The sequence below is a fragment of the Affinirhizobium straminoryzae genome, from assembly GCF_007004135.1.
Lineage (GTDB): Bacteria > Pseudomonadota > Alphaproteobacteria > Rhizobiales > Rhizobiaceae > Neorhizobium > Neorhizobium straminoryzae.
Window position 1 is genome coordinate 14,232 of the sequence record NZ_VJMG01000065.1, and the last position, 12,348, is coordinate 26,579.

17 protein-coding genes are annotated in these 12,348 nt (G+C 63.5%); all 17 read right to left on the reverse strand.

Annotated features, from left to right (window positions below):
- Position 1: 1 nt before the first annotated feature.
- Positions 2-361: a phage tail assembly protein gene (locus FNA46_RS20005; protein WP_143126977.1), complete on the reverse strand. Its 360-nt coding sequence runs from the start codon at positions 359-361 to the stop codon at positions 2-4.
- Positions 362-368: 7 nt separating this feature from the next.
- Positions 369-881 carry a phage major tail tube protein gene (locus FNA46_RS20010; protein ID WP_143126978.1) on the reverse strand — a complete coding sequence of 171 codons (513 nt, stop codon included), beginning with the start codon at positions 879-881 and terminating at the stop codon, positions 369-371.
- Between the two features lie 63 nt (positions 882-944).
- Positions 945-2,177, reverse strand: coding sequence for a phage tail sheath protein (locus FNA46_RS20015; RefSeq protein WP_143126979.1), 1,233 nt, complete (start codon positions 2,175-2,177; stop codon positions 945-947).
- A gap of 100 nt (positions 2,178-2,277) precedes the next feature.
- A complete protein-coding gene (locus FNA46_RS20020) occupies positions 2,278-2,502 on the reverse strand; it encodes a hypothetical protein (protein ID WP_143126980.1) in 225 nt (74 codons plus the stop codon).
- A gap of 338 nt (positions 2,503-2,840) precedes the next feature.
- A complete protein-coding gene (locus FNA46_RS20025) occupies positions 2,841-4,043 on the reverse strand; it encodes a hypothetical protein (protein ID WP_143126981.1) in 1,203 nt (400 codons plus the stop codon).
- A complete protein-coding gene (locus FNA46_RS26175; protein WP_185969926.1) occupies positions 4,027-4,194 on the reverse strand; it encodes a hypothetical protein in 168 nt (55 codons plus the stop codon). Before FNA46_RS26175 ends, FNA46_RS20025 begins: the two co-directional genes overlap by 17 nt.
- 11 nt (positions 4,195-4,205) lie before the next feature.
- Positions 4,206-6,470 carry a hypothetical protein gene (locus FNA46_RS20030; protein ID WP_143126982.1) on the reverse strand — a complete coding sequence of 755 codons (2,265 nt, stop codon included), beginning with the start codon at positions 6,468-6,470 and terminating at the stop codon, positions 4,206-4,208.
- Between the two features lie 9 nt (positions 6,471-6,479).
- Positions 6,480-7,145 carry a phage tail protein I gene (locus tag FNA46_RS20035; RefSeq protein ID WP_143126983.1) on the reverse strand — a complete coding sequence of 222 codons (666 nt, stop codon included), beginning with the start codon at positions 7,143-7,145 and terminating at the stop codon, positions 6,480-6,482.
- The gene (locus tag FNA46_RS20040; RefSeq protein ID WP_246103230.1) at positions 7,142-8,086 is read right to left on the reverse strand and encodes a baseplate J/gp47 family protein; all 945 of its coding nucleotides are present in this window, start codon (positions 8,084-8,086) and stop codon (positions 7,142-7,144) included. Before FNA46_RS20040 ends, FNA46_RS20035 begins: the two co-directional genes overlap by 4 nt.
- Positions 8,083-8,472: a GPW/gp25 family protein gene (locus FNA46_RS20045; RefSeq protein WP_143126984.1), complete on the reverse strand. Its 390-nt coding sequence runs from the start codon at positions 8,470-8,472 to the stop codon at positions 8,083-8,085. Before FNA46_RS20045 ends, FNA46_RS20040 begins: the two co-directional genes overlap by 4 nt.
- Positions 8,459-8,674 (reverse strand): hypothetical protein, encoded by a 216-nt coding sequence (locus FNA46_RS20050; protein WP_143126985.1) that lies wholly within the window; start codon positions 8,672-8,674, stop codon positions 8,459-8,461. The genes FNA46_RS20045 and FNA46_RS20050 overlap by 14 nt, the downstream gene beginning before the upstream one ends.
- A 14-nt stretch (positions 8,675-8,688) precedes the next feature.
- Complete coding sequence (locus FNA46_RS20055) at positions 8,689-9,225, reverse strand: baseplate assembly protein (RefSeq protein WP_185969927.1); 537 nt, start codon at positions 9,223-9,225, stop codon at positions 8,689-8,691.
- The gene (locus FNA46_RS20060) at positions 9,215-10,000 is read right to left on the reverse strand and encodes a hypothetical protein (RefSeq protein ID WP_143126987.1); all 786 of its coding nucleotides are present in this window, start codon (positions 9,998-10,000) and stop codon (positions 9,215-9,217) included. Before FNA46_RS20060 ends, FNA46_RS20055 begins: the two co-directional genes overlap by 11 nt.
- On the reverse strand, positions 9,997-10,386 hold the full coding sequence (locus FNA46_RS20065) for a hypothetical protein (protein ID WP_143126988.1): 390 nt from the start codon (positions 10,384-10,386) through the stop codon (positions 9,997-9,999). Before FNA46_RS20065 ends, FNA46_RS20060 begins: the two co-directional genes overlap by 4 nt.
- Positions 10,387-10,390: 4 nt before the next feature.
- On the reverse strand, positions 10,391-10,891 hold the full coding sequence (locus FNA46_RS20070; protein WP_143126989.1) for a hypothetical protein: 501 nt from the start codon (positions 10,889-10,891) through the stop codon (positions 10,391-10,393).
- A gap of 51 nt (positions 10,892-10,942) precedes the next feature.
- Positions 10,943-11,962, reverse strand: a complete 1,020-nt coding sequence (locus FNA46_RS20075; RefSeq protein ID WP_143126990.1) for a major capsid protein — start codon at positions 11,960-11,962, stop codon at positions 10,943-10,945.
- Positions 11,963-11,974: 12 nt separating this feature from the next.
- The gene (locus tag FNA46_RS20080) at positions 11,975-12,337 is read right to left on the reverse strand and encodes a head decoration protein (RefSeq protein WP_143126991.1); all 363 of its coding nucleotides are present in this window, start codon (positions 12,335-12,337) and stop codon (positions 11,975-11,977) included.
- Between the last annotated feature and the right edge of the window lie 11 nt (positions 12,338-12,348).

The window sequence follows — 12,348 nt, forward strand, 5'->3', positions numbered from 1 at the left end:
TTCAGTCCTTCAGAAAGTCAGGAAGCATGTCGATGAACATCTGGTGGATTGCCTCGCTGTCCGGCCAGATGAGAGACCGGATGATATCCGGATGCAGGCCGGCCAGGCGGCAGAGCAGCAGCCGGCGGCTGGCGATCTCGCCATTGGCGACATCGTCCAGATCCTGCTGGGTCAATGCCCGCAGCGTGATGCGGCGCAGCGGCTCGCCATCCACGCGCCGCGGCGCCAGCAACACGTAGCTGCGTTCGCCGGCCGTCGGTTCGAGTGCCTCGATCCGCGGGCCTGCCGCGTCACCTGCGTGGTCTGCGGAAGATGCGCCATCGGCCAGCGGTTCATAATCGGAGAAATCGATATCCGGCATGGCGGCCTCAGGCACCCAGGGCCGCGCGGCGCGAAGCCATCAGATCCACCCCCATCCGGCGCAAGACCCGTTCGTCTTCATCGACATACCAGTATTCGACGCCGTCGATCGTCATCTCGAAATGGGTGACTTCCTTGAGGAGCGCATTGCAGCCGTTGAACTGGCTGGGGTCCGCCTCGTCGGGCGTCCACTCCACGATGACGCCCTCGATCGTTGCGCGGAAGGGCACCGCGCCGCCGGTCTTGCGGTTGCGCAGCGCCGCGGCGAAGGTCCAGCGCTCGCGCAGACCGGGCATCATGTCCTGGTCAAAGCCGTGGACGCTGAAGGCCGGCTCGATCGGCTGCAGCTTGTCCTGGCTGTATTCCACATCCATCACCCCGCCGCCTGCACTGCGGGTCGACGTCTTGAAGCGAATGGGCGGGATGGTCATCTTGGCGATGGTGGTGGTGCGGCTGCTGTCGGCTTCGGTTGCCTTGCGCACGTCGATGTCCTGCAGAATCAGGAAGGGTTTGGCGGCCATGGGTCAGGTCCTTTCGGAAGACGGGGAGGGGCGTGGCGCGCCCCGAGCGGTGGAAACGGAACCTCACGCCTGCGCGAAGCGTGCGACGATGTCTGCAACGAGGCCCTCGACCGCGGGCCGATAGCGGGTGATCGTGTGGTCGGCGCGCTTGAAGACGGGAGCGGGCTCGATCCCGATATCCAGCTTCAGGGTGCCGAGGCGGATTTCCTCGGGGCTGTTGCTGGATGCCTTGAACATGTCGGCCTTGGGCGTGTAGCCGAGGATGCGATTTTCCGCCTTGTGGTCCTTCAGGGCGAAGGCGATGGAATTGATCCAGCTTTCCGCCATGTCGGCCGTGATCTTGCTGCGGCCGAGGAACTGTCGGGTTATGTTCATGATCTGCGTCACAATGTAGTCCGTGCCGCGCACCTGGTGGATCTGCTGCCAGAGTGCCCCGGTCTGGGCGTTGTCCGTCCCGATGAAAACGAAGCCGCCATCCGCGATCGCACCATCCACCCCCGTCTCGCCGGCCGTCACGATCGACACATTCGCTGCGAGCAGCTGCTGGCCCTCCGTCGATCCGTCCAGCAGCGAGAACGGGATCTTGCGCGACAGACCCGCCAGGCCATAGACCGGCTGATTGGCGAAGGGGTTGAAGGGAAGCCCGTCGCCCTGGTTGTCGATACGCGCGATCAGGCCGGCAATGCGCGGCGCCATCGGCCGCGTGACGATTGCAGCCCCCTCATAGACCCGGGCCGCGACGCCGATCGGCATCAGGCGCTCCGAGGACATGGTCTGACGCGCATTGATCGCATTGGCAGCGGAGGTGTCGTCCACGTCCACCGGAGCGATGGCGAGGACCTTGCCGAGATTGGCCTCCAGAGCCGCGATCACGGGATTGACCGTATTCAGGTCCGGGCGCCACGCGGTGCGGCCGGCGAGGACGATGCGGGGCGTGGCATTGACCGCGCTCGGGATCGAGGAGATCGACTTGACGACATCGGCGATGGCGGCTGCAGTCGCCGCGGCGTTGGCGCCCTCGGCAACACGGAAAACCGTCACGTCCGCGCCGGCATTGAGGCTGATCATCTGATCGTTGATCCCCCGGACGCAATCGGCCAGCAGCCCGCTTCCGAGCGCCTGGACGGCTTCGGCATTCGAAGAGGAGATGCGTTTGGGGACGCCCACCGGGAATTCGGTATTGGACGCGTTCGCGGAGGTCTCGATCACCAGGATCTTTGAGAAGTCCGCTCCCGACGCCGGGGTCGTTTCGGTGGTGGGGCGGAAGAACTGCATGCCGAAGGTCGGTGCGGTCATGTCGTATTGTCTCCAGACAGGTGCGCCTGCTCCAGGCGCCGGATTTCGGGCATAAAAAAACCCGCCTCAAGGGCGGGTTCGTTCGGGCAGGTGGCCGCTCTCAGAGCGGCTCGACGCGGTGCAGGGTCAAGACCGCGGTCTTCAGTGCGTTCACCCGCTCCAGGTGGAAGTCGAGAACGCAGAGCGCACCCACCGCGCTGTTGCGGTGCCCTTCGTCGATATGCGTGGCCGCAGCGTTTACGGCCTCGAGGATCTCGGCGGCGTCACGCTGCAGGGCCTTGATCATCTGGGCAAAGGCGGCGAGTTTCATCGCTTCGTCGGTCATGTTTGCGTCTCCGTTTCAATGACCACACATTCGCTCTGGAGCGCCCGGAAGTGGAGCAATCCCAGTGCTTTGATCGCGGCACTGAAAACTGGTTTTGCTGACATCCGCGGATCCCGCCGCTATCGAGCGATGGTTTTGCTCGCGCTAAGCAGGAGCTTACGGAGCCTCCTGACGTGGCGGAAGCCACCGGGTTCCGTCCCACTCGTAGGCAGCGCCAGGCTTCAGCGGAATCTGGACCGTTCCCGGCGGGTACGTTGCGATGATGTCATCGCTGGGCCAGCTTATGGTTTGCCAGTACCCCCAATCGGGGTCTGGATTGTACCACCCATATTCTGTCGTCACGATCTAAGCTCCGCACAGTAGGTAAGTTGGGGCGTCCGGAATTCGTAGTAGTGCCACGGAGGGATATCCACGATCGGACTCTTGTAACCGCCGCCGCCCAGCTCAGTGATGAAAATTCGGCTGGCCGGCGTTTCACCGACATAGACACCTTGGCCTGCAGTGCTCCCGCTTGCAGACGGTGCGACCTTGATGATCCGGGGCTCGGTGTTCTGGTAGACGGTGTTGGCCACCCGGCTGGCGGTCATATCCTTCCAGGTTTGCGCGACGCCCGGTATTCTTGTCAGGCTTCCGAGATCGACAGGCGTGTCTGGCACGGTGATCGTTCGGTCGGCCGTCAACGCAGATAGATCGAAGGTCACGCGCCGGGCTCCGCCACCTGTCTGAGACAGTCGGCTGCTGGTCCAGATCACCCGCCAGGTTGAAGCCCCTTCCTTCTTCACCCACATCAACATTCCCGTGAAGGCGGTAATATTTACCCCTTCTGGCAGAATCAGACTTGCGCTGTGAGTGATGACGGACGCGCCTGCGAACCTCACCAGGTATTCGGTCCCATCCGCGGCCGATGTGCCGAAGCTGGTGATCGTAGCCGTCCCGGTAATATTCACGGATGGCGAACCAGCTGCGCCGAGATTGACGGTTGCGGCTGCCGCGACGTCGACGAAGGGAGTGGCGGAGTTCTTCTTCAGTGCTAGCGCCTGGCTCTGCGGTGTTGAAACCGGCTTTGCACTGTCCGGGGTATTGTCGACCTGCCCAAGGCCGACATCAGCCTTCGACAGGGTTATGTCGCTTGTAAGTGCCTTTGCATTGATAGTGCGAGTTGCGGGAACCCTTTCACCGAGAGCGGTTGACATCGTGGTCTGAAACGCTGCGAGGTCCTGCTGCGTAGCGTAATAGGATGGCAGTTGCCCGCCAAGCTTCAGAGCATTTGGGAACGCGCCACCTATCAGGATCTGATCGAGATCCCGTTGGGCCGTTGAAATGCTCGCCTGCAGATTGGCAATCTGCGGCGCGACGGTCGCCTGGATATAGTCGAGCGAGGCCTGCACGCCTTGATCCATGAGATTCTGGAAGCTCGCTTCCAATGCTTCCCGCGCTCGAAGGCGTGCGCCGATATCGCCGAGCGCACCGTTCCAGAGCGCGCGGTTGATCGGGGTCGGCGGCCAGGACGGCAGCTGATAGTCGTCAGAGCGGTCGGGCATAATCCACGGCCTCCTCGCCTTCCTGTTCGATAATGCGGGCAAGCGTCGCCCCGTCCATTTCGATTTCGTTCAACGGACCATGGGTGAAAGGGCCGAGCTTCACCGGTCGCGCCAGCTTGACCAGGTAGGTCGCTGATGGATCGAGCGTCATGGTATCCTCTTTCAAAGTGCGGCGATGAAGGCGTCCTGCAGGAAGGGGACGCTGACGACGTTGTTGGTGGAGGCCTGAACGCGCATGCGCGCCGAGCCGGTGGCTGCTCCCAGGGCGTAGGTCGAGACATAGGTGCGCCTTGCAGGAGCGGCCGGGTCCACGGTCACCACGGTCGTCGACGGGGTGATCACGGCCCCGCCCACCATGATGCGGGGGCTGAAGGTGTGACGCGCTGCATCGAAGGCATCGACCGTGAATTGCGTCACGATCGAGCTGGTCGAAATGCCGAATGCGAACTCCGCACTGACGCCCACCATGCTGTTGCGGTTGCGCGCCACGCGGGAGACGGCCTTGTCATCCAGCTGGATCATGGGCTGCAGGTCGGCCGTGCCCAGCATCACCATCCGCAGCTCGACGCTTGCCGGCAGTCCGACGAGGGGGTTTCTGGTCGGATCGCCATCGTCGAGTTCGGTCCAGGTCGATGAGCCGGCGGGCCGGATCTCGAAACCCAGCTGGCAGCCGCCCGGCACCCAGCCGGCAAACAGCAGGTCAATCTGCGTCATGCCGTCTGCGAGCGTGAGTGCCTGCATGGGCACCACTGTCCGGGGGCTCCGGTAGCGCGCTCCGTTGATCCGGAAGCACAGGTCGGTTTCCGTTGACCCCTGCGCAAATGCACCGTCGGTGGTGATGAACAGCGAGCCGCCGGTGTACTTGTTTGACGACGAGATGGACAACGCATGCGGACCGGTCGTGACCGTCACGATCGCGTAACGCCGGCCGCTTTCCAGAAGCGTGATCGGCAGGCTGCACCTGTTCCAGCCGACCGTCAGGCCGCGATGGGCAAGCACCCCCTGTGCGAGGACCGCATCAAAACGGGGCGTTCCCGCATTTGTCGTCTCCACGATGAAGACATGTACGTCGCCATCGATGCCGACCCGGGCAAAATGGAGGTCCAGGCTGGTCATCTGCATCGGCTGCGCAACGAGGAAGGTCTGCGCATAGACAGAGCCGTTGATACCGATCTCCTCGGTCACATAGTCCCAATAAGCTTCCGTGTAGGTTTCCTGCCGGATCTGGCGCACACCGTAGGTCTGATGCCCCCTGCCATAGTTCTGCTCGATGCTGACGACTTCGAAGGTCTCGCCGTTGATCGAAAAGATCTGGCCGACCCGCGCATCGCCACCGAGCGCTGCCCAGTTCGCCTTGTTCTCGCACACCACCTGTGTCGGCCCGTAGGTGACACGGACCCGGCTTGCCTCCTTGCGCACGGCTGTGGTGGTCGTGTGGACGAGTTGCGAGATGTTGACGCTTGCGTCGATCGACGCGTTTTCGATCCGCACCACCTCGTCGAAGGCGGGAACCATGCGCCGCCCGCGAAAGGCAATCGCGGGATTGTCCTCTGCCTGCACCTCGAGCCGCGCCTGGGCGCTGGCGGCAAAGCCGAAGCGCACGCCTTCATCGACACGGGCGAGCCAGTCCGCATGCGCCAGGTCCCACTTGTTGGGGATGAGGCCCGGATCGAACACATAGGCTCTGGCCGTATCCGGCAGGTCCAGCTTCAGCCGGGTGGCGCCAATATCCCGCTGCATCTGCCGAATGATTTCGGGGCGCGGGATATCGATCAGCCTGCCCTGAATATTGGTGATCTGGGTTTCGATCGTTTCCGTGCGCAGGAACAGGCCCGACAGATCCACCTCAAGAGCGGTTACACGCCCCTCGACCTCGTACAGCGTCTTTACGCGGCTCTCATTGCCGGGCTCGATGGTGTCGACCCCGGTGGATTTCAGGAGGACATAGGAGATGCAGGCGTCCGTTTGCGCCACGACAGGCTTTGCCGGCACGGGGTTTGCCTCGCCCGCCTGGACGATCAGGGACACGACACGCTTGACCGTTTTCGGCGTCGTGCGCTGTACGATCACGCTGGTTTCCGGATCCTCCGAGGTTTCGAAGGGCCGGTTCGCGGCTTCCTCGACCTCCGAGCCGCGCAGCAGGATGGCCACCCAGCGTTGGTCGGAGGCGGCGGCCGGGATCTGTAGCTGCAAGTTCAGATCACGTGGAGCGGCATGCTCATAGACGCCGCCGCCGGCCACATAGCGGCCAGCCGATACGGTGATTTCCTGAGCCGATTTCCGCGCCACGGTAAAGGCTGCCCAGTGTGCGGGATAGCCGATGGCATCAAGCCAGATGCCATCGGTTGCCTCCTGGGCGAAGGCTCCGATGCTCTGGAAATCGCTCGGTTCGGCGATTTCCGCCTCGGTGAACAAGATGCGCTTCATGTCAGGTCCTCAGTCAAGGCGCGCGCGATCGATGAAGCCCCCGAAAACGTGGCCTGCATCGATCGGCAGATTGTCCTGGAAGGTGATCCCGCGCCGCCAGGCGAAGGTCACGGTGTATTGGGTCTCGGCCGCTTTCGCGATCGTCATGGCCGTCTTCACCCGTCGCAGAGGCTCCGTGTCGATCAGCGTCAAAGCCTGTCGCCCGAGGGATGCGCGTCCGATCTGAAAGCGGTTGGCCGGGCCCTTCAGCGCGACCTTGACGAGGTAGTGGGCGACGAAGGGTCTATGCCCTAACGGAGTGCGTCCGAGCGCCGCCCGGCCAAATGTGAAACGGGCGGGGTAGGCGATGCGGTCGACGATCTCCGCGTCGACGAATGCGAGATAGCGCTTCAGGCCCTGCAGGGTGCCTTTCAGCGCACCAAGCGGAGACGCCGGATAGAGGCTCGATACGCCGGCACATTGGGCGATCATTTCCCGTTTGCGGTCAGGCGACCAGTCATCGAACCACAGATCCACCGAATGATGCGCCGCAAGCCAGGGCAGGAAGCGGGGCGGAGTGCGATAGGGATCGATGATGTCCGCATAGGGCACCGGAAGCTCGTCCGACATCCCCGCAGCCATGGCCTTTTCGAACCGCCCGGCGCTATCGGGCAGGAGCGCCGTTACGTCGCTCATGCGCGCACCTCGATCGCAATCGTCAGACTGGTCATCACCGGGACCGCGTAGGGCTGAGGATCGATCGAAACGGGTGAGAGATCGCGAACCCGGATGACGCCACCGCCATAGGCTGCACCTGCGAGCAAACCCTCGGGGATCTCGCCTGCGATGACCGCACGCTCTGTCGCAGCCGCCCTAACCCGAACCATGGCCTCTTCATGAACGGTCTGTGCAGAGGGACCGAAGCCCGGCACTTCGAGAACGAGCGAGACCGTATATTCGTGGCGGATCGCCGCCATGACCGAAATGGACACTGCCTCCGGCGCTCGATCGGGAGCCGTCACTGTAGCCCGCACCTGCGCCAGCTCGGCGGAGGTCGGCAGGCGACCGAAGGGGCCGATGATCACCACATCGGTGTCACCGCGACGCCCGTGCACCGCATAGCCGTTCACGCGCGCGTCCCAGAGGCCGAGGGTCCGATCCTCGGATTGCGGCCAGGCTGTCCAGGCATCGTAGAGATATCGACCAGCCGATCCCGCGCAGGGCGTGTCAAATGACAGGAGGTAGCGACGCAGGAGGGCGCTATCGCCTTCCATGATGGCGGCCGCCGTGTCCGTTGCCTGCGCGATGGTCCGACGCTGGATATTGCGGCAGGCCACCAGCGCATCGAGATTGCTGCCCGTTGAGAGAGGCGCCAGAAGCGCCTTCAGCCCGTCGTTGACCCGATTGCGATCCAGATTGCGGAGGTAGCGCCAGGCGCGCCCCACCACGATTGCCGGATGCGTGGCAAGATCGGCCTCGGTGAAGTCCGGAAGCGTCGGATCGATTGCCTGCTGTGCGGCCCATTCTGTCAGAAAGCGCGCCTTGTAGTCGCTCTCCAGCTGCTCCAGCGAGATCGTTTCGATGGCGGTCGGAGCCGGAAGGCGCGACAGATCGATTGTCGTCGGCGCATAGATCATAGCAGGGTCACTCCTCCGTTGACACCGAGCCCGAAGCTCACCACGCGGTCGACCGTTTCGTCGCCGAGGTGCCCTTTCGGACGGTAGTCCACTTCAATCATAAGGCCCGCCACACCGTTTCTGATGTCATCGATCGAACCTGTCGCGGTGATGCGCCGGACCTTGAACCGCGGCTCCCAGAGATCAATGGCGGTGGCGATCAGCTGCTGCCACGCGGCAAAAAGGGCCGGCGTCATCGCGCGGCCAAGCAGCTCCGCAATCCCTCCGCCGAATTCCCGCAGCAGGGGGACGCTGGAGATGCGCGTGCCGAGCGTGAATGTGACCGCCTGATAGGCGCTATCGAGATTGGAGATCCGGGCGCCGGTGCGCCGGTCAAGCCCGGTCATCACTGGTCCCGTCTTGCACGGCGGGCTGGGGTGAAATCCGGCCGAGCGCCTGATCATAAAGAGCCTCGGCCGTCGTGAGGCGAACGGCTCCCTCCGTCACGGGATGGCCATTGACCATGTCCACGCCCTTGGCGACTGCGTAGATCGTGCGTCCGTCGTCGCCGGCAGGCGCTGCTTGCGCCGCCGCTTTGCGTCTTGCCATTGCTTGTCTCCTGATCAATCCACGGCCTTGACGACCGATGAGCCTTCAACGATGGGCCAGCGTCCTGCAGAAGACCCCGACCTTACTTCGACGAGGTCGCCGATACGCGCGACCGGCTTTCCGCCTTCTCCGCCGAGTGAAACCGATGGCGCTTCGACGACGACGTGGCTGTCTGCGCGAATATGCAGCACGCCATCGACAACAGAGATCCGCACGCCGGCCGCCGCGAAGACGTTGGCGGCCATGTTGTCGTTCGGGCTTGCGTGATCCTCGGAATATCCCCCGCGGATCAGCAGGCCTTGCCGGGGATCGCCGCCGGGGTTGATCACGCCGACGATCTGCCCTTTTTCGAGTGGGATCGACGTCTTGCCGGTTTCGGGATGAGGAAGCCACGGGGACAGGTAAGGGCTGCCGTCCGGATTTTCCCCGAGCTTGAGCCGATAGCCCTTTGCGGCGTCCACATGCTCGACCGGCCCCACCGTGATCATCCGGCCGAAAGCGTTCCTGAGCGCCTCGACATCCATCCTGAGGGCGAGAAACTCACGGATCATGGCTGATGACCACAGGTTTGGCGCCGGGCATGGAAAGCTCTACGTCGGCGGGTGTGTCGATGGCTGCCGGTATTTGTCCAAGGGCGGCCATGCCGGCATCTGTGGTGAACAGGCCGGACTGCAGGATGCGCCAATCCGGTCGGTCCGGACTGCCCTCCAGCATCAATCGCCATGATGCGGCAATCAGCGCAAAGCCCGGATCTCCATCAGCTTCGAGAGCTGTGAGCCCTGCCTCGATCGCATCAGGCAGGGTGTCTCCGGGCATGGGGTCCGGAAGCACCTCGGCCTTGAATTGGGTGAAACGGGCGGCATGCTTGCTGCCCGTTTCGGGATCCGTCGCCCGCACGTCCTTGATGGTACCGATCGACGTGACCAGGCTGCGAAAGAGCACGGCCCAGCTGTTATCCGGATCGTGCAGGGCGCAGCGCCACTGGAAGTCCAGCAGGTTGAGCATCGCCTCGTAGGAGGCATCGCTTTCGCCGATCGCACCGAGGACGATCACACCGTTCTCGTCCCGGATCTCGCGCCCTGTCGCCACACCGGTCTGCACCATGATGGTCAGACTTGCCGGACGACCCATCACGCCCCGCGTGGCCTGTCCATCCTCGGCCTGCTCGGCTTCTTCGACAGAGGCGATCAGGATGGGCGCCGGCTGGCCAGCGAGAAAGCCGGCAAGCGGGTCGATCTTGCTGTCATAGACGAACTCCCCCGCCAGTGTGCGACCCCGCCAGGCCTCGACCAGGGCGATCTGGATCAGTTGGCGCACAAGGCTCATGATATCCTCGACAGCTGAAACAGGACGACGCCACCAACCGCAGGCTGATCGCCGTGGATGCGATATCGCTCCGGCGTGCCCGTCTGCGGATGTGCCCGGATGATCACATCTCCCGTCCTTGGAACGTTGTCGAGGTCGGAAAGCGCGAAGCTGATGGTGGCATGCGCGGATACAATCCGGGCAGCCTGAGGCCGTTCGCGTCCACCGCCCATCTGCTCGATCTCGGGCGAGATATCGAAGCGACCCCGAAAGCCGGTCAGTATGGTGCGCCCGGGATCGGCAGCCGCCCCCATCTTTCCTTCCTGCATGGGATGGATGGTGACGTGTTCCCCCAATGCCTCCCGCGTCATCGACGGAAGGCTCGAACGGATGGCGTCCAGATCCATGACATCAGTCCTGCTGCGGGGTTGCTTTCAGTCCGTCGATGGTCGCGGCGAGGGCGGCCTCGCGGTCAGCGTCGGGCTGGCTGTTCCAGTCCTCGACCGACAGTCCGGATACTTTGTGCGCCAGCGCCACGATTTCTCCGAGCGGGACCGTCCTTTCCGGCGCGACCTCGATGAGCGCGGGCAGAATGCTGGAGCCCAGAAGCACCTCTTCGGCCGCCTGCTTGCTGGCAGTCGAAGAGGCGGCCTTGCGAGCGGACTGGCCTGCTCGCGTGGACTGGGTCGTCCTGGCAGGCTTCCGGATGCCCGTCTCGTTCTCGCTCTGCTCGGCATCGTCGATCGTCGAGAAGGTGACACCCCTGGAAGCAAAGTGCGCCATCAGCTTTTCGTCGAGGTCGGGGCAGGGGGTCACCGGCTGGCGGTCGCCGGGCTGCAGGATGGTGTGGCCGCCATGCACCCTGATGGCCTGGGGCCGCCCGCCATCATTTCGGGCAATCAATGTTGCCATCGTCGTTCTCCTGATGAGCAGGGCTCTTTGCCCTGCAAGCGTTGAGAGGGATCAGCGGCCGACCGATTTGCGAAGGCACTGCGGCTTCATGCACATGTAGAGCGGGTATGAGTACAGCTCACCTTTCACCCAGGACTGGCGGTCCTTGTCAGCGATGTTCATGGCGTAGACGTCCTGGCCCTTCGTATTGACGAAGGGGGCGAATTCGTCCGCCGGAGAGACGAATTTCTTGAAGACATCGGTTGCTCCGACCGGGAAGAACCTCGCTTCGTCCGCGCCGATCGCGACGGTCGAGTTGTCATCCGTGCCCCGGTAGTTGTGCCACAGGATGCCGCCGAAGGGGAAAGCCTCGAAGGCGAGGCTGTTGCGAAGGTCGGCTGCCGCCGCCCAGCCGTCATAGGTGCGCACCACCTTGGGATGATTGACGAAGTCGTCGAAGAAGTTGTCCCCCACGAGCGCGTGCACCTTCGTCCGGGTGGTGAAGGCGCCCTTGGCCGAGCGCGACATGCTGCGGGTCACCTGGTGGCAAAGCCCGCGAATATCCGTGGTTTCGACGTTCAGGCGGAAGTTGATGGTGGGGGCAGGAGCGATCCCGAACTCGGCAAAGTAATCATAGATGACCGAGGTGCCGTCAGAATCGAGCAGCAGCCCCTGCAGTGCGCCGAGACGATGAAACTCGTGGGTGAGATCCATGTTGCCGCGCAAGGTCCCCATGCGCTCGGCATATTCGTCCATGACGACCTGCAGCTCCGTTTCCGTCCCCCATGCGCGCATCCCCGCGACTTCCGAGGCGAAGAGCGTGAAGGAATCGGCCAGGCGCTGGGTGCGGAAATCGCGGATGTTCGCCTGTGTCGGCATGGTGTTGCGCGGTGCGGCACCATCCGGCGAGGTCTCGATCAGCGAAAGGCTTTCGGCCTTCTTTTCCACGGCGACCTTGCGCAGGAACACGCCCTTTTCCTCGAAGATCCCGAGCGCCCCCAGCGTCTGGGGAACATAGTCGATGTCCTTTGCTGCGGCGGAAAGCTCCACCATGCCGAAGGCGTCGGTCCTGAAAATATCCATGCTTGCCATGGGTGAAACTCCTTAGCGGGCGATGATGCCGAGCGTCGCGAGACCCGCGATCCCGGCTGCCTTGTTGGCGAGGGTGGCTCCGGAGAACCAGTTGAGGGCAGGGGTCTTCACCTGGGCGACCCGGCGCAGAACCGTGGCTTCCTGTTCACCGGTCACCGGATAGATCAGGATGGCTGCCACGGTCTGGCTGCCGTCATTGGCGGCAGGGTTCCAGGGTACGTACTTGCCGCTTGCCGCGATCCTTCCGAGGACCGTATTGGGCGGGAGCGTGATGCCTGCGCCGGCGCTGACGACGACCACGTCGCGGCTGTAATAGTCTGCGGCCTCTGAGATGATGCAGGAGCCCGGGCCGAGCTTTTGCGTAAGAACCGTCATGGGTCATTCCC

Coding starts and splice junctions, on each gene's coding strand:
- FNA46_RS20005 (WP_143126977.1), bottom strand. CDS start 361: ATGCCGGATATCGATTTCTCCGATTATGAACCGCTGGCCGATGGCGCA.
- FNA46_RS20010 (WP_143126978.1), bottom strand. CDS start 881: ATGGCCGCCAAACCCTTCCTGATTCTGCAGGACATCGACGTGCGCAAG.
- FNA46_RS20015 (WP_143126979.1), bottom strand. CDS start 2,177: ATGACCGCACCGACCTTCGGCATGCAGTTCTTCCGCCCCACCACCGAA.
- FNA46_RS20020 (WP_143126980.1), bottom strand. CDS start 2,502: ATGACCGACGAAGCGATGAAACTCGCCGCCTTTGCCCAGATGATCAAG.
- FNA46_RS20025 (WP_143126981.1), bottom strand. CDS start 4,043: ATGCCCGACCGCTCTGACGACTATCAGCTGCCGTCCTGGCCGCCGACC.
- FNA46_RS26175 (WP_185969926.1), bottom strand. CDS start 4,194: ATGACGCTCGATCCATCAGCGACCTACCTGGTCAAGCTGGCGCGACCG.
- FNA46_RS20030 (WP_143126982.1), bottom strand. CDS start 6,470: ATGAAGCGCATCTTGTTCACCGAGGCGGAAATCGCCGAACCGAGCGAT.
- FNA46_RS20035 (WP_143126983.1), bottom strand. CDS start 7,145: ATGAGCGACGTAACGGCGCTCCTGCCCGATAGCGCCGGGCGGTTCGAA.
- FNA46_RS20040 (WP_246103230.1), bottom strand. CDS start 8,086: ATGATCTATGCGCCGACGACAATCGATCTGTCGCGCCTTCCGGCTCCG.
- FNA46_RS20045 (WP_143126984.1), bottom strand. CDS start 8,472: ATGACCGGGCTTGACCGGCGCACCGGCGCCCGGATCTCCAATCTCGAT.
- FNA46_RS20050 (WP_143126985.1), bottom strand. CDS start 8,674: ATGGCAAGACGCAAAGCGGCGGCGCAAGCAGCGCCTGCCGGCGACGAC.
- FNA46_RS20055 (WP_185969927.1), bottom strand. CDS start 9,225: ATGATCCGTGAGTTTCTCGCCCTCAGGATGGATGTCGAGGCGCTCAGG.
- FNA46_RS20060 (WP_143126987.1), bottom strand. CDS start 10,000: ATGAGCCTTGTGCGCCAACTGATCCAGATCGCCCTGGTCGAGGCCTGG.
- FNA46_RS20065 (WP_143126988.1), bottom strand. CDS start 10,386: ATGGATCTGGACGCCATCCGTTCGAGCCTTCCGTCGATGACGCGGGAG.
- FNA46_RS20070 (WP_143126989.1), bottom strand. CDS start 10,891: ATGGCAACATTGATTGCCCGAAATGATGGCGGGCGGCCCCAGGCCATC.
- FNA46_RS20075 (WP_143126990.1), bottom strand. CDS start 11,962: ATGGCAAGCATGGATATTTTCAGGACCGACGCCTTCGGCATGGTGGAG.
- FNA46_RS20080 (WP_143126991.1), bottom strand. CDS start 12,337: ATGACGGTTCTTACGCAAAAGCTCGGCCCGGGCTCCTGCATCATCTCA.